The 15921-nt window shown below is 64.3% G+C and carries 15 protein-coding genes; all 15 read right to left on the bottom strand.

Annotated features, from left to right (window positions below; genetic code table 11):
* Positions 1–240: 240 nt before the first annotated feature.
* The 15 genes from Q2M23_RS06110 to Q2M23_RS06040 all read right to left on the bottom strand — a co-directional run bounded on the left by Q2M23_RS06110 (position 241) and on the right by Q2M23_RS06040 (position 15794).
* Positions 241–768 (bottom strand): carboxymuconolactone decarboxylase family protein, encoded by a 528-nt coding sequence (locus Q2M23_RS06110; protein ID WP_168855695.1) that lies wholly within the window; start codon positions 766–768, stop codon positions 241–243.
* Positions 769–1348: 580 nt separating this feature from the next.
* Positions 1349–1708, bottom strand: a complete 360-nt coding sequence (locus tag Q2M23_RS06105) for a Zn-ribbon domain-containing OB-fold protein (RefSeq protein WP_316394968.1) — start codon at positions 1706–1708, stop codon at positions 1349–1351.
* Positions 1705–2841: a thiolase family protein gene (locus Q2M23_RS06100; RefSeq protein WP_316394967.1), complete on the bottom strand. Its 1137-nt coding sequence runs from the start codon at positions 2839–2841 to the stop codon at positions 1705–1707. Before Q2M23_RS06100 ends, Q2M23_RS06105 begins: the two co-directional genes overlap by 4 nt.
* 57 nt (positions 2842–2898) lie before the next feature.
* On the bottom strand, positions 2899–4065 hold the full coding sequence (locus Q2M23_RS06095) for an acyl-CoA dehydrogenase family protein (RefSeq protein ID WP_229191238.1): 1167 nt from the start codon (positions 4063–4065) through the stop codon (positions 2899–2901).
* An 11-nt stretch (positions 4066–4076) separates the two neighbouring features.
* The gene (locus Q2M23_RS06090; protein WP_316394966.1) at positions 4077–5276 is read right to left on the bottom strand and encodes a CoA transferase; all 1200 of its coding nucleotides are present in this window, start codon (positions 5274–5276) and stop codon (positions 4077–4079) included.
* 162 nt (positions 5277–5438) lie between these two features.
* Positions 5439–5648, bottom strand: a complete 210-nt coding sequence (locus tag Q2M23_RS06085) for a hypothetical protein (protein ID WP_057019739.1) — start codon at positions 5646–5648, stop codon at positions 5439–5441.
* Positions 5649–5791: 143 nt separating this feature from the next.
* Entirely contained in the window at positions 5792–7330 is a 1539-nt protein-coding gene (locus Q2M23_RS06080; protein WP_316394965.1) for a class I adenylate-forming enzyme family protein, read from the bottom strand.
* 1 nt (position 7331) lies between these two features.
* Complete coding sequence (locus Q2M23_RS06075) at positions 7332–8501, bottom strand: acetyl-CoA acetyltransferase (protein ID WP_028344634.1); 1170 nt, start codon at positions 8499–8501, stop codon at positions 7332–7334.
* 45 nt (positions 8502–8546) lie between these two features.
* Positions 8547–9197, bottom strand: a complete 651-nt coding sequence (gene eda, locus Q2M23_RS06070) for a bifunctional 4-hydroxy-2-oxoglutarate aldolase/2-dehydro-3-deoxy-phosphogluconate aldolase (protein ID WP_316394964.1) — start codon at positions 9195–9197, stop codon at positions 8547–8549.
* Positions 9194–10150 carry a sugar kinase gene (locus tag Q2M23_RS06065; protein ID WP_057019736.1) on the bottom strand — a complete coding sequence of 319 codons (957 nt, stop codon included), beginning with the start codon at positions 10148–10150 and terminating at the stop codon, positions 9194–9196. Before Q2M23_RS06065 ends, eda begins: the two co-directional genes overlap by 4 nt.
* A 156-nt stretch (positions 10151–10306) precedes the next feature.
* Positions 10307–11293 (bottom strand): D-erythronate dehydrogenase, encoded by a 987-nt coding sequence (gene denD / locus Q2M23_RS06060; protein WP_316394963.1) that lies wholly within the window; start codon positions 11291–11293, stop codon positions 10307–10309.
* A gap of 52 nt (positions 11294–11345) precedes the next feature.
* Complete coding sequence (locus Q2M23_RS06055) at positions 11346–12269, bottom strand: carbohydrate ABC transporter permease (protein ID WP_057019735.1); 924 nt, start codon at positions 12267–12269, stop codon at positions 11346–11348.
* Entirely contained in the window at positions 12262–13221 is a 960-nt protein-coding gene (locus Q2M23_RS06050) for a carbohydrate ABC transporter permease (protein WP_057019734.1), read from the bottom strand. The genes Q2M23_RS06055 and Q2M23_RS06050 overlap by 8 nt, the downstream gene beginning before the upstream one ends.
* Positions 13222–13330: 109 nt before the next feature.
* Positions 13331–14650: an ABC transporter substrate-binding protein gene (locus Q2M23_RS06045; RefSeq protein ID WP_057019733.1), complete on the bottom strand. Its 1320-nt coding sequence runs from the start codon at positions 14648–14650 to the stop codon at positions 13331–13333.
* A 76-nt stretch (positions 14651–14726) separates the two neighbouring features.
* Positions 14727–15794 carry an ABC transporter ATP-binding protein gene (locus tag Q2M23_RS06040; RefSeq protein WP_028334988.1) on the bottom strand — a complete coding sequence of 356 codons (1068 nt, stop codon included), beginning with the start codon at positions 15792–15794 and terminating at the stop codon, positions 14727–14729.
* Between the last annotated feature and the right edge of the window lie 127 nt (positions 15795–15921).

The raw sequence follows: 15921 nt of genomic DNA, 5'->3' as shown, positions 1-15921 counted from the left end.
CAGAAAAGACCGATTTGCCTCGGTCCTGCCGAGCATGCACCGCGACACAGTGAATCATTCCCCGGACACCCCTGCGCCCTTCGCGGGGAGAGGGTCGGGGTGAGGGGCTGCATCCGCAAAATAACTTCGAGTTAGACTCGCGGAGATTCCCCCTCACCCGGACCACATTCCGCTTCGCTGCATGCGCTCCGGCCTCTCCCCGCAGGCGGGCGAGGCGAAGGACTCCGCGACGCGATCCGCTCAGCTTACCACTTCCGTCACCGGCTGCATGTCGATCTCGAAGGTCTCGAGAAATTTCGACGTCATGATGTAGAAGCCGACCGAGAGTTGCAGCTCGATCAGCGCGGCCGGCGTCAGCTTCGCCGCGATGGTCTTGAAGGTCGCGTCGGTCGGCTTCTTGAGCTTGACGATCTCGTCGGTGAAGGCGAGCGCAGCGCGCTGCACCTCGTTGAAGCAGGTCGCGGACCGCCAATCCTCGAGCGCGGCGTTCTGCTCGTCGGTGACGCCGACATTCTTGCCGATCCGCTTGTGCGCGACGATCTCGTAGGGCGCCTCGCAGAGAATGCCGGTGCGCGTGATCGCAAGCTCGCGGACGACGGGATCGAGCTCGCCCTTGTGGCGGATCGCGCCGCCGAGCCGGCAATACTGTTCAAAGTAGCTTGGCGAATGCGCCATCATGCGAAAGATATTGGCGTTGCGGTTCTTGTCGAGGATCTCGCGGGTCCGCGGGCTTGCCTTCGCGGGATCGGAGTAGTCGATACGGGCCATTTCCTAACCTTGATCTTGCTGTCGTTTCTATCGGGTTCCGAAACACTAGAGCCTTTTCCGTTCCGATGAAATCGGAACGGGGCTCTAGATCCTTGTTTTGACGCGTTTTCTTCACGCGAACCGGCGTCCACTTCGCTCGAAAACGCTCTGCACGGGCTGCTGTCGCAGGAGCAACACGCGCGAGTCAAATTGCCGCCGCATTCCCAGACAACGCTGTCACAGTCGATATTCGCTGAGTGGGGACTCGTCAAAAGCGAATACTTGACGCGGGGTGTTCCGAGTAAAAAATCCGGCCGTCTTGCGCGCAATTCGCGCAACGATGAGTCACGCCCAAGTCTAGGGGAAACGCATGAAGGAAGCCACCAAGAGGGCGGCCTCGGAAGCGCTTGCGCAAATGCTGGCGGTGACGGCAATGCTCGTCATCGCCAGCTTCATCTTTTATTGGCACTGAGGCATGATCCGGAAAAGTGTGTAGCGGTTTTCCGAAAGATCATGCCCAAACAGGTTATCCGCAAACTATGAGGGGCAAGAGCGAACCTGTTCAGCCTGGTCTTGCGTTCTGATTGGATCGTTCAGCCCCTCATTTCGCCTTTGCGAAATACGGAACCAGCCGTCCCGCGAATTGCGTGAAGCGCGCCGCGACCTTGTCGCCGATGGCAAGGTCGTTGTCGCCATGGGCCATCATGCGAAAGCCCTCGTCGGCATCGACAAGCACGATGTTGTAAGGCACATGCGCCCGCGTCTCCGGCGTCGCGGCGCGGCAGACCAGCGAGGTCGCATACACCGTCCCTGCCCCACTGGCGCGATGCTCGGCAAGATCGGGCGAACCGCATGCGGCGCAAAAGCTGCGGCGGAAATATTGCCGCGCGCCGCAGCCGTTGCAGGACAGGTAGACGATGGCTTCCGCGCCCTTGGTCCAGTCGGCGATCGGTCCGCTCATCGCACGCGCTCCAGGAACATGCTGACATGTGACGACAGCACCCCGCCGTCGCCGTGCAGCAGCGCCACCGAGGCGTCGCGCACCTGACGATTTTCGGCGCGGCCGGTCATCTGCAGATGGGTCTCGACCAGGTGCGCCATCGCGCCGCCGACGCCGCAATGGCCATAGCTGAGCAGGCCGCCATGGGTGTTGAGCGGCATCTCGCCATCCTGATTGAAATAGCCGGCGCGCACCCGCGCCGCCGCCTCACCGCGCCCGGCAAGGCCGAGATCCTCCAGCAGCATCGCGAGCGTGATCGTGAAGCTGTCATAGACCGCGGCGTAGCGCACGTCGGGGATCGCGACGCCCGCCGCCTGCTTCGCTTTCGCGATCGAAATCTCGGCGCCGAGTTCGCTCAGCGCAGGCGCTGCGGTGACGTGTTGATGGGTGTGTGCCTGGGCGCAGCCGCGGACGCGGACCTGCCGCTCGCCGGTCGGCTCGCGGCTGATCACGCAGGCCGCACCGCCGTCCGACACCGGGCAGCAGTCGAGCAATTTGAGCGGCATCGCCACCGGCTTGGAGGCCATCACGTCGGCAACCGTGATCGGCTCGTGGAATTGCGCGCCGGGATGCGTCAGCGCGTGCTTGCGCATCAGCACCGCGAACTCGGCGAGGTCTTCCTGCGTGAGGCCGTATTCATGCATGTAGCGCGCCGCGACCAGGCCGTAATAGGCCGGGATCGTCGGCCCCAGCGTCACCTCGTAGTCGGGATGCCCGACCTGGGCCAGCGCCTGGATCGAGGCGTCGCGGCTCTGCCCGGTCAGCCGGTTCTCGCCGCCGACCACCAGCACGTGTTTTGCAACACCGGCGTCGACCAGGTGATGCGCCAGCATGGTCATCGCAAGCCCGGTGGCGCCGCCGACCTGAACGGCGTGCGCATAAGACGGGCGAATGCCGAAGTGCTCGGCGAAGACCGTGGCCAGCATGATATGCGGCGAGACCGTGGAGTAGCCGCAGAGGATGCCGTCGATCTCGGAGCGCTTCAGCCCGGCATCCGAGATCGCAAGCTCGGCCGCCTTGCTCATCAGGTCGAGCGAGGACAGGCCCTCATGCTTGCCGTAGGACGTGAGGCCGACGCCGGTCACGAAGCTCATTTCAGCGCACCTATTCGGACCATCCCGGAATGACGACCTACAATGACTTGCGTCATCTCAATACGACTTCGGAAGGCCGAGCACCTTCTCGCCGATGAAGCTGAGGATCAGCTGTGGACTGATCGGCGCGATGCGCGGGATCAGCGATTCCCGCAAGTAGCGCTCGACGTGGTACTCCTTGGCGTAGCCGAAGCCGCCATGGGTCATCACTGCCTGCTCGCAGGCACGGAAGCCGGCTTCCGCCGCGAGATACTTTGCGGAGTTCGCCGCGGGGCCGCAGGGCAGGTTCTGGTCATACTGCCAGCCGGCGCGCAGCACCATCAGCCAGGCTGCCTCCAGTTCCATCCAGCACTTCGCCAGCGGATGCTGGATCGCCTGGTTCATGCCGATCGGCCGGTTGAACACGATGCGGCCCTTGGCATATTCCGACGCCCGCTTCAGCGCGATCTGGCCGAGGCCGACCGCTTCAGCCGCGATCAGGATGCGCTCGGGATTCATGCCGTGCAGGATGTATTCGAAGCCGCGGCCCTCCTCGCCGATACGGTCTTCGACCGGGATCTCGAAATTCTCGAAGAACAGCTCGTTGGAATCGACCGGCTTGCGGCCCATCTTCTCGATCTCGTGCACGGTGACGCGCTTGCGGTCGAAATCGGTGTAGAACAGGCTGAGGCCATGGGTCGGGCTGCGCACCTCCTCCAGCGGCGTGGTGCGCGCGAGCAGCAGGATCTTGTTGGCGACCTGGGCGGTCGAGATCCATACCTTCTGGCCGTTGACGATGTATTTGTCGCCCTGGCGCACCGCCCGGGTCTTGAGCTGCGTGGTGTTGAGGCCGGTGTTCGGCTCGGTCACCGCGAAGCAGGACTTGTCGCGGCCGTCGATGATCGGCGGCAGCATGCGCTGGCACTGCTCCTTGGTGCCGAACACCACCACCGGATTGAGCCCGAACACGTTCATATGCACCGCGGACGCGCCGGACATGCCGGCACCGGATTCGGAGATCGTGCGCATCATGATCGCGGCATCGGTGATGCCGAGCCCGGAGCCGCCATATTCCTCGGGGATGCAGATGCCGAGCCAGCCGGCATCGGCCAGCGCGCGGTGGAAGTCGGCCGGATAGCCGCCCTCCTTGTCCTTCTTCAGCCAGTAGGCTTCGTCAAAGCGCGAGCAGATCTTGGCGACGGCATCGCGGATCGATTCCTGGTTGGCGGAGAGTGCGAAATCCATCTGTCGTGCTCCTATGCCTGCACCGCTTTGGCCGCGCCGTCGCGCACCATCGCCGCGATCTCCTCGGTGGAGAAGCCTGCCTCCCGCAAAATCTCCGCGCTGTGCTCGCCGAGCCGTGGCGCCAGCCGGCTCGGCTCGACCTTGGTCTCCGACCACCGCGCCGACGGCGTCATGCTGCGGATCCGCCCCTCGGTCGGATGATCGACCACGGGGAAGACGCCGGTCGCGACCATATGCGGGTCCTCCAGCAGGCTCTCGAGATCGTGCATCGGCATTACCGGCACGTCGGCCTTTTCGAGGATCTCGTTCCACTCGGCTGTCGTCTTGGTCTGCAGGATGCGCGCGAGCTCGGCGTAGACGACATCGATATTGGTGGCGCGGCCGGCGAAGGTCGCGAATTTCGGATCGCTGCGCAGATCGTCGCGGCCGGTCGCCTTGAAGAAGTTCTCCCACTGCTTGTCGTTGTAGACGATCACGCAGATATAGCCGTCGAGCGTCTTGTACGGCCGCCGGTCCGGCGACAGATGGCGCGCATAGCCGCCCTTGTCGAGCGGCGGATCGTAGGTCAGGCCGCCCATGTGATCGCCCATGACGAAGCCGGCCATGGTCTCGAACATCGGAATATCGACGCGCTGGCCCTGCCCGGTGCGGTCGCGATGCACGATGCTCGCACAGATCGCGCCGACCGCGGTGAGGCCGACGATGCGATCCACCAGCGCGTTCGGCACATAGCGCGGCACGCCGTCCGAGGTTTGCGCCATCAGCGCAGGCAGCGCGGTCGCGCCCTGGATCAGATCGTCATAGGCGGGCTTGGCGGCATAAGGTCCCTCCTGGCCAAAGCCGAACACGCCGGCATAGATCAGCCGCGGGTTGACCTTGGAAACGACGTCATAGCCGAGCTGCAGCCGCGCCATCGCCTGCGGGCGCACATTGTAGACCAGCACGTCGGCCTTCGCGATCAGCCGCAGCACCGCCTCGCGCCCCGCCGGCTTCTTCAGATCGAGGCAGACCGAGCGCTTGCTGCGATTGGTGTTGAGGAACACCGGTCCCATGCCGGGATGCCGCGTCGGACCGATCTGCCGCGTCACGTCGCCGTCGGGGGATTCCACCTTGATGACGTCGGCGCCGTAATCGCCCAGCATCTGCGTGGCGTAGGGTCCCATCAGCACGGTCGTCATGTCGACGACCTTGATACCCTGCAGTGGTCCCATCGTCTTGTTCGCTCCCGGATGTCGTGGTTATGGAGCTAGTAACGGGAGCTTTTCAAAGAGATCAAGCTGCGCCGGGCGTATGGGCGTATGCATGGCTGCGGCCGGGCCGCTTCCGTGCGGCGGAACGCGGCTGGGCAAAACGAAGCGTATTCACCGCCGCCCTTATGCCGGCGACTGCCCCGTCATCACCTCGCGCGCCTTCAGGAGCTTTTCCAGTTCCGCATTCTGCTGCTCGAGCCGCTCGGCGATGCGCTCCTCGACTTCGGCGCCGGCTGCGCCTGCGGCCTGCTCGATCAGCTGCCTGATATTGTCCCGGAGGATCGCGATGCGATCGTTCACTTCCGACAGCGACAGAGACGTCTCGATTCCCATGGTCCGTTCTCCCGGTGACAAGCACAGGCAGCTTAGCGCGGCGGGAGGTCCGGGCATATCCCTTAACCGCCTTAGTGACCCCAATCCCTACTGTGCATGGGGTTGTCTTCGATGTTTTCGATTCAACCCAGGCTCGCCCCGCTTTAGCCCATGCCTTTGGCCAGCATCTCCCGCAGCGCGGTCTTCAGCACCTTGCCGTAATTGTTCTTCGGCAGGGCATCGAGATAGACATAGCGCTTCGGCCGCTTGAAGCGGGCGATCGAGGCAAGGCAATGCGCGTCGAGCTTGCCGTCGTCGGCGGCGGCGCCGTCCGCGAGCACGACGCAGGCGACGACGATCTCGCCCCATTCCGGATCCGGCACACCGACGGCCGTGACCTCGCTGACATCGGGATGGGTCAGCAGGGCTTCCTCGACCTCGCGCGGATAGATGTTGGTGCCGCCGGAGATGATCACGTCCTTGGAGCGGTCCGACAGCGTGAGGAAGCCGTCGGCGTCGAGCCGGCCGACATCGCCGGTGCGCAGCCAGCCGTCCTTCAATGTCTCGGCATTGGCCTTCGGATTGTTCCAGTAGCCGAGCATCACGGTCGCGCCCTTGACCTCGATCTCGCCGGTCTCCCCGGGAGGCAGCGGCGTGCCGTCCTTGTCGGTGATGCGCACGGTGACGACGCTCTGCGCCAGCCCGACTGAAGCCAGCCGTTCGAGATAGCGCGGATGATCGCTCCGGGCGTGCCAGCCGCGCGACAGCGCCGTGATGGTCATCGGCGACTCGCCCTGGCCATAGATCTGCACGAAGCGCTGGCCCATCGTCGCCATCGCATCGGTGATGTCGGCCGTGTACATCGGACCGCCGCCATAGATGATGGTGCGCAGCCCCTCGCCGTTCTCGCCGCGCTTCTTCGCGGCATCGACGAGGCGGCGCACCATCGTGGGGGCCGCGAACATCACGACATTGTCAAGCTGGCGGCCGAGGTTGAGCACCTCGTCAGGATCGAAGCCGCCGGACTCCGGCACGACGTGGCGGCCGCCCATCCGGACGTGCGGGAAATTGTAGAGGCCGGCGCCATGCGAGATCGGCGCGGCATAGAGCGAGGCATCGTGCGGCGTCGCCGGATCGACGTCGGCGAGATAGCACAGCGACATCGCGACCAGATTGCCGTGGCTGAGCATCACGCCCTTGGGACGGCCCGTGGTGCCCGATGTGTAGAACAGCCAGGCGAGATCGTTGTTTTCGCGCGGCAGCGGTGCAGGTGGCCCCTCGCCGCTTCGCATCGTCTTGTAAGCGTCGCTGTCGACCGACAGCGTGGTCATGCCGGCGGGGCAGTCGTCCTTCGCCTTGTTCAACGCACCGATCGTGTCATCGGAGACGAAGGCGAGCTCGGCACCGCCATTGCCGCAGATCCACGCCGCCTCGCGGCCGTGCAGCTTGGCGTTGATCGGGATCGCGGCGGCGCCGATCCACCAGATGCCGTAGAGGCATTCGAGATATTGCGTGCAGTTCGACGCAAACAGCGCGATGCGGTCGCCGGCGGCAATGCCGTGATCGCGCGCCAGCGCCGCCCCGATCGAGGCGGCGCGGCGGGCAAAGGTGGCGTAGTCGGCGTCGAGATCGAAACCGGTCAGCAGCGCCGGCGCGTCGGGACGCGCCCGTGCCGTCGCCGCCAGCCATTCGGCAATGTTCAAGCTACTTCGCCGGCTCGAGGATCGAGACGTAGTTGGCGACCGCGGCGCCGCCCATGTTGAAGATGCCGCCGATCTGCGGGTTCTTGAGCTGCATGCCCTCGGGCGCTTGCCCCGTGAGCTGCATCGCGCTCATCACATGCATGGAGACGCCGGTGGCGCCGATCGGGTGGCCCTTGGCCTTGAGGCCGCCGGACGGATTGACCGGCAGCTTGCCGTCCTTCTGGGTCCAGCCTTCCATGATCGCGCGCGCGCCCTGTCCCTTCGGCGTCAGGCCCATCGCTTCATATTCGATCAGCTCGGCGACGGTGAAGCAGTCATGGGTCTCGACGAAGGACAGGTCGGAGAGCTGCAGGCCGGCCTTCTGCAGCGCGCGCTGCCAGGCGGTGGTGCAGCCTTCGAACTGCAGGATGTCACGCTTGGACATCGGCAGGAAATCCTGCGCATGCGCGGTGGCACGGATGTTCACCGCCTTGCCCATGGTCTTGGCGGTCTCGGCATCGGTCAGCACCAGTGCGGCGGCGCCGTCCGAGACCAGCGAGCAGTCGGTGCGCTTCAAGGGACCGGCGACGAACGGGTTCTTGTCGCTCTCGGCGCGGCAGAACTCGAAGCCGAAATCCTTGCGCATCTGCGCATAGGGATTGGCGACGCCGTTCTTGTGGTTCTTGGCGGCGATCATCGCCAGCGCATCCGACTGGTCGCCGTATTTCTGGAAATAGGCCTGCGCGATCTTGCCGAACACGCCGGCAAAGCCGCCGACCGTGTCGCCGTCCTCGGGTAGATACGACGCCTTGAGCAGGTTCTTGCCGATCTCCGGGCCCGGCGTCTTCGTCATCTGCTCGACGCCGACCACCAGCACGATCTTCGCGGCGCCGGCTTCGATGGCGCGAATGCCCTGATGCACGGCAGCCGATCCGGTGGCGCAGGCATTCTCGACCCGGGTGGTCGGCTTGAAGCGCAGCGCCGGATTGGCCTGCAGTACCAGCGAGGCCGTAAAATCCTGCGGCGAGAAGCCGGCGTTGAAATGACCGAGCATAATTTCGTCGACATCGGACGCGGCGATGCCGGCGTCAGCCAGCGCCTCGTTGGCGACCTTGACCACGAGACCCTCGACGGTCTCCGCGTCGAACTTTCCGAATGGCGTGTGCGCCCAACCCACGATGCTGGCGGTCATGGCTGTATCTCCCTGTTCCTGTTCGGAGAGTTATGTAGCGTATCTTCAGGCGGCTTTCAGCGTTTTCATCGCCGTCGCGCACATGGCGGTTATGCCCGCCCAATTGGCGGCGCGGATATCGGCCGCGGGGCACAGCCAGGAACCGCCGACTGCCAGCACATTCGGTTCGGCGAGCCAGGTCACCGCATTGGCCTCGCTGACCCCGCCGGTCGGGCACATCCTGACCTGCGGAAATGGCCCGGCCAGAGCCCGCAGTGCCTTGATACCGCCCGCCTGCTCGGCCGGGAAGAATTTGACGACGTCGAAGCCGTGGGCCAGCGCCTGCATCAACTCGGAGGCGGTCGCGATCCCCGGCGCGAAGGGCAGCTGGCTGGAGGCTGCCGCCGCCAACAGCTCGGGCGTCGCACCCGGGCTGATGCCGAATTTGGCGCCCAGCGCCTCGGCGCGCATCAGGTCGTCACCATTGAGGATCGTGCCGATCCCGACGATTGCCTCCGGCACACCGGCGATGATGGCCCTGGCCGCGTCGACCGCGACCGCCGTCCGCAGCGTCACCTCGAGCGTCCGCACGCCGCCGGCGACCAGCGCCTTTGCAAGCGGCACCGCGTCCTCGAGCCGCTCGATGGTCAGCACCGGGATCACGGTGGCCTGACGGATCAGCTCGGCGATCCGGTCCTGCTTCGATGTCGTTGTCATTGCGAGGCCTTACGGGATGGTGGGAGACGAAGCGCCTTTTTCGGCGGCATGGCGTAGCGCGGAATGATCGCGCCGGGATAGCACACCACGACACCGGCCAGCCGATGGCCGGCGCGCGCCGCCTCCTCTGGCTCGGCGCCGCCGAGCCGCGCGGCGAGATAGGCGGCGGCAAAGCTGTCGCCGGCCGCGGTGGTATCGACCACCGGCTTGGTAAGCTGCTCCGCCTTCACCTCGCGCGTTCCGCCGGCCGAGCGCACGATGCAGGCCGGCTCGGCCAGCTTCAGCACCACCTCGGGGCTCGAGATGCCGGCCAGCAGCGCCGTGTTGCTCTCGCCGGGATAAAGCGGCGCCAGATCCTCGGTCGAGGCAAGCACGATATCGGCCGTCTCGAACGCGCTGCTGAAGACCTTCCGCGCGACGTTCAGGTCCGGCCAGCCGCGGGCGCGGAAATTGGTGTCGAACGCAAACCGCGTCCCCAACAGCCGCGCACGCTTCAGCGCCGCCAGCAATCGCTCCTGCCCGTCCTCGCGCAGGATCGAGAGCGTGATCGCCGAGAGATAGACGACGTCATAGGTCGCGAGTGAGTTCAGGATGTCTTCCGTTTCGGGCAGATCCATCAGGTCGCGGGCGGCGGCGCTGTCACGCCAGTGGAAGAAGCGCCGCTCGCCCTTGTCGTCGGTCTGGATCAGATAGAGGCCGGGCAGCTTGCCCGCCGATCGCGCGACATGCTTGGTGCCGATGCCTTCGCTCGCCCAGCCCGCGATCATCTCATCGCTCAGCGCATCATCGCCGAGCGCCGTGAAGTAATCGACGTGGATGCCGAGCCGGGACAGATAGACCGCGGTGTTGAGCGTGTCGCCGCCATAGGAGCGCGAATACAGCCCGCCGAGCTGGCCGCCAGGAGCCTGGCGCAGCTCGATCATGCATTCGCCGATGCTGGCAACTCTGGTCATCTCAAGCGCCGCGCTAAAGCGCGATGAAGCCTGGTTGAATCATCATCGCGTCTTAGCCCCTTGTCTGAGCATGATCTTCGCGCAAACGCGTTCCGCGTTTGTCGCGAGGGAAACCGCTTCGCACTTCTCCGGATCATGCTTTGGCTCGGACGTTGCTCAGGCGGCGAACTTGCCGCCGAGTTCGTCCTCGATATGGATCTGGATGATGTCGTCGAACGTCTTCTCGGCCGTGGTGAAGCCGAGCTTCAGCGCGCGGTCGGTGGCGAAATCGCGCGGCCAGCCCGAGACGATGCTGATGATGGTCGGATCGGGCACCCGCTTGATCCGCGCGGTGACGTTCTTGCCGGCGACGCGCTCCAGCGACGCGATTTGCTCGCCGACGGTGACGGACATCCCGGGCATGCTGAGATTGCGCCGCGGCCCCATCGCATTGAGATCCATCGTGCCGGCGTGAACCAGAAAGCCGACCGCCGATTTCGGCGAGGCGTGCCAGTGCCGGACGTCCTCGGAGACCGGCAGCACTGCCTCCTCGCCCGCCAGCGGCTCGCGGATGATATTCGAGAAGAAGCCGGACGCCGCCTTGTTCGGCTTGCCCGGACGCACGCAGATTGTCGGCAGGCGGATCGAGATCCCGTCGAGCAGACCCTTGCGGGTGTAGTCGTTGATCAGGAGCTCGCAGATCGACTTCTGCGTGCCATAGCTCGTCAGCGGCGTATGGAAGAACTCGTCGCCGATCTTCTCGGGGAACGGCGCGCCAAACACCGCGATCGAGGACGTGAACACCAGCCGCGGCTTGTAGCCGCCGCCGACGGCACGGATGGCGTCGATCAGATAGCGGGTGCCGTCGAGGTTGATCCGGTAGCCCTTGTCGAACTCGGCCTCGGCCTCGCCCGAGACGATCGCGGCGAGATGGAAGATCACCTCGGGACGCTCGGCGATCAGGGGCGCCGCGGCGCCGGCATCGGCGAAATCGGATGCGACCACATTGACCGGGATCGAGGCATTGGCGGGCTTGGCCGGCGCGACCACGTCCTGCAGCGTCATCCGGGTGATCTCTTGCTTGCCGAGGCGGCCCTCGCGCAAGAGACGCTCGGTCAGCTTGCGGCCGACCATGCCGGCGGCGCCCAGAATCAGAATGTGCACGACCCTGCTCCTTTTCTTGTCTTGTTCGAATTCAGCTGCGGGCCTTGCGCGCTCATTCCTTCACGGCACCCGTCATCGCCGAGACATAATGCTCTACGAAGAACGCGTAAAGAATAACCAGCGGTAGCGAGCCGCATAGCGCCCCTGCCATCAGGGACCCCCAGCGATAGATGTCACCGTCAACGAATTCGTTGACGATGGCGACCGGCACGGTCTTGTTCGGGGTCGATTGCAGGAACGTCAGCGCATAGATGAATTCGTTCCAGCACAGCGTGAAGCAGAAGATGAAGGCCGAGATCAGGCCGGGGACGGCGAGCGGCAGCACGATCTTGATCAGTATCTGCCAGCGGCTGGCGCCGTCGATCAGCGCGCATTCCTCGAGCTCGAACGGGATGGTCTTGAAATATCCCATCAACAGCCAGGTCGAGAACGGAATCAGGATCGTCGGATAGGTCAGGATCAGCGCCAGGGGCGAGTCGAACAGGCCGTACTGAAACACGACGGTCGCGAGCGGAATGAACAGGATCGACGGCGGCACCAGATAGGCCAGGAAGATCAGGCCGCCGACGACGTTGGCGCCCTTGTAGCGCAGCCGCACGATCGCATAGGCCGCGAGCACGCTCGCGATGATCGACAGCACGGTGGCGCCCACCGCCACATACATCGTGTTCCAGAGCCAATGCGGATAGTAGCTCTCGAACAGCAGCTTGTGGACGTGCTTGAAGGTCGGATTCCAGGTCCAGAACGGATTGTACTTGTCGAGATCGAGCAGTTGCTCGTCCGGCTTGATCGCCGTCAGCCCCATCCAATAGAACGGGAACAGCAGGATGATCACGATGATCGACAGCGGGATGTAGAGCGTCACGATCCGCCGCGGCACCGACTGCAGGTAGCTCATGCCCTCGCTGTTGTCGACGCGCGACGGCGTCGACAGGATGCTCTTGAGGTCGACCTTGGAGGCGGGAAGATCAGTCATTGCTCTCTCCCTGCTGCCACTTCCTGCGTTGCAGGCCGAACCATGACACCATGATCGCGGCGAGCAGGAACGGGATCATCGCGCTCGAGATCGCAGCGCCCTCGCCCAGCTGCCCCGCGATGATCGCGCGCTGATACGACAGCGTCGCCATCAAATGAGTGGCGTTGACCGGGCCGCCGCGCGTCATCGCCCAGATCAGCTGGAAGTCGGTGAAGGTGAACAGCACCGAGAACGTCATCACGACGGCGATGATCGGCGTCAGCAAGGGATAGGTGATGTAGCGGAACATCTGCCAGCGCGAGGCGCCATCCAACGTCGCCGCCTCATACAGCGACGGCTGCACGGTCTGCAGGCCCGCCAGCAGCGTGATCGCCACGAACGGTACGCCGCGCCAGATATTGGCGAAGATCACGCAGATCCGGGCCCAGGTGGTGTCGCCGAGGAAATTGATGTTCTGGGTGATCAGGCCGAGATGCTTGAGCGACCAGGAGATGATCGAGAACTGGGAATCGAAGATCCACCAGAACGCCAGCGCCGACAGCACGGTCGGCACGATGAAGGGGATCAGCACCGCGGCCCGCAACAGCGCCTTGAACGGCATGCGCTCGTTGAGCAGCAGCGCCAAATAGAGTCCGACCGCGAACTTCACGGCGCTCGCGATGAAGGTGTAGAGCAGCGTGTTGAAGACCGACAGCCAGAAGATGGCATCGTCCCACAACCATTCATAGTTCTCAGTGCCGATGAAATGACCGACGCGGCCGATGCGGGTGTCGGTGAAGGACAGCCAGATGCCGAGCCCGAGCGGATAGGCCAGGAAGAAGATCAGGAACGCCATCGCCGGCAACATGAACCAGAAGCCGAGCCAGTTCTTGTTGTGGCGGAGCTGATCCCAGGTGGTCGCTTCGCGGATTTCGGTTTTCGCACGTCGCGGCGCAAGGGCGATGTCAGCCATAGGCGATGTCCCGATTGCTCAACGGATTGAGCATGACTACGCAATATTCCAATGATGGCATTCCAATGATGACGCGGGCGGCGGCTCTCCGCCGCCCGCGGCCATCACATCAGCGATAGATGCGCTTCAGCTGCCGTTCGGCTTCCGCCATCGCGGCCTTGCCGTCCTTGGCACCGGTGCAGTAGTTCGCGAACATGTCGACCACAATGAAGTCGGCGATCGCGGTCGCGGCCTTCTCGCCGGGCGTACCGATGCCGGAGGCCGGCAGCGCGCGCTTCGAGGCCTGGCCGAACACCGCGTTCTTCGGATCGGCGGTCCACACCGGAGCCGAGTCGTAGGCATTGAGCGTGTGGGTGAGATAACCCCGCGCGCCCGACAGCCACTTCTCGAAATTCTCCTTCTCCAGCATGAAGGCGATGAACGCCTTTGCCGCGTTCGGATATTTGCAGAAGTTGAAGGCGAGGATCGGAACCGCGAGTTGCAATTCGGTCGGCTTGCCGATCGAGCCGACCGGCCACAATGCGTGGTCGATGTCCTCGGCGAGCTCCTTCTTGCTCGGATCGTCCTTGGCCGCGACGTAGATCGAGATGCCGTTCGAGGTCAGGAACAGCTCGCCGGACAGGAAGGCCTTGTTGTTGGAGGAGTCGTTCCAGGACGCGACACCCGGAATGAAGGTCTCCGACAGCGCCTTGGCATATTCCAGCGCCTTCATCGTCTCCGGCGAGTTTATGATGACCTTGTCGTCCTTGTCGACAGTCCAGGCGTTGTGGCCCCAGAGGATGTTGTGCACCCAGGCATTGGCGTCGCCGGTGGCGTGGCCGAGCGCGAAGCCGGCCGGCGTGTTGTTCTTCTTCAGCGCCTTGCACAGTTCGAGATAGGCCGGGAAATCGGACGGCACCTGCTTGAAGCCGGCCTTCTCGACCGCCGACTTGCGATAGGTCAAATAGCCGCCGATGGTCGCGACGGGAATGCCGAGCCAGTCATTGCCCTGCTTGCAGGTTTTGGCCGCGGCTTCGGTCCAGCCGCCATACTTGTTGCCGAGATAATCGGCAACGTCGTTCATCTTGAGAACCTTGGTCGGGAACAGCTGCGGCAGCGTGTGCAGGCCCCAGGCGAGGTCGAGACCCGAGCCGGTGTTGGCGGCGACCGAGGCCTTCGGCTGCACGTCCTCGAAGGACTCGCTGAACACGTTCATCTCGGTGCCGGTTGCCGACTTGAAGGCCGCGACCATGGCGTTGAATGCATCGTCTTCCGCGGGCACGAAGCGCTTCCAGCGCATCACGGTGAGCTTGGCGCCGGGCTCCGCCTTCCAGGGCGCGCTCTGCGCCCAGGCCTTGGCGAAGTCAAACAGCGCCGGCCCGGTGAGCATGCCGGTTGCAGCCAGCGCCGTGCCGCCCTGAAGTAGCGAGCGGCGAGTAAAATCGTGCATCGTCCTTCTCCCTATGATTGTGTTTTTGTTGTTTTTGATCTGGCCTGTTGGTCGGCCATTAAGATCGATCGGTCCGTCAGCTGTTCAGTCGCTTCCCCGTCGAATCGTCGAACAGATGGACCAGCGACGGATCCGGCTTGAGCCGAACCTTGTCGCCCGGGTTGAACAGATGGCGCTCGCGGAACACGGCGACGACCTGCTCGCCGCCGAGCTTGGCGAACACCTGGGTCTCCGACCCGGTCGGCTCGACCACCACGATCTCGGCCTCGGCGCCGTCATCGGCGATGGTGAAATGCTCGGGCCGCACGCCGTAGACCGCGGGCTGGCCGTCGGAATTGGCCGGCGCCGATTTCAGCGGCAGCTTGACGCCGTTCGGTCCCTCGAAATAGGCGGCGCCGTTCACCTTCACATTGCCCTTGAGGAAATTCATCGCCGGCGAACCGATGAAACCGGCCACGAACTGGTTCGCCGGCGTGTCATAGAGTTCGAGCGGCGAGCCCATCTGCTCGACGATGCCGTCATGCATCACGACGATCTTGTCGGCCATCGTCATGGCCTCGATCTGGTCGTGGGTGACGTAGACGGTCGTGGTCTTCAGCCGCTGGTGCAGCTCCTTGATCTCGGTGCGCATTGCAACACGCAGCTTGGCGTCGAGGTTCGACAGCGGCTCGTCGAACAGGAACACCTGGGGATCGCGCACGATGGCGCGGCCCATCGCGACGCGCTGGCGCTGGCCGCCCGAAAGCTGGCGGGGATAGCGCTCGAGCAGCGGCGTAAGCGCAAGGATTTCCGCGGCGCGCTTGACGCCGGTCGAGATCTCCTCGGGCTTGGCGCCGCGCAGCTTGAGCGAGAAGCCCATATTGTCGGCGACCGTCATGTGCGGGTAGAGCGCGTAGTTCTGGAACACCATTGCAATGTCGCGCTCTTTGGGCTGGACATTGTTGACGACGCGGTCGCCGATCGAGATCGTGCCGGAGGTGATGTTCTCGAGCCCCGCCAGCATGCGCAGCAGGGTCGACTTGCCGCAGCCGGAGGGGCCGACCAGAACGACGAACTCGCCGTCCTCGATCGGGATCGACACGCCGTGCAGGACCTCAAAATTGCCGAACGATTTCCGCACGTCGCGAATCTGGACCGACGACATCCACTTCCCTCCCTCAAGTTCCCGACGACGTACGACGAGTGCCGCCACCGCTCTGTTTTGTTCCGGCCGCGCTGGGTGCGCGGCGCTGTTGGACTGACGTTATTGTCCGCAGTTTATCCGGTTTTGG

Origin of the sequence: Bradyrhizobium sp. 33ap4 (genome assembly GCF_032654765.1) — a bacterium.
Classification (GTDB): domain Bacteria; phylum Pseudomonadota; class Alphaproteobacteria; order Rhizobiales; family Xanthobacteraceae; genus Bradyrhizobium; species Bradyrhizobium australafricanum.
Note: the sequence above shows the minus strand (reverse complement) of the source record. Positions and strands in the feature narration are given on the sequence as shown.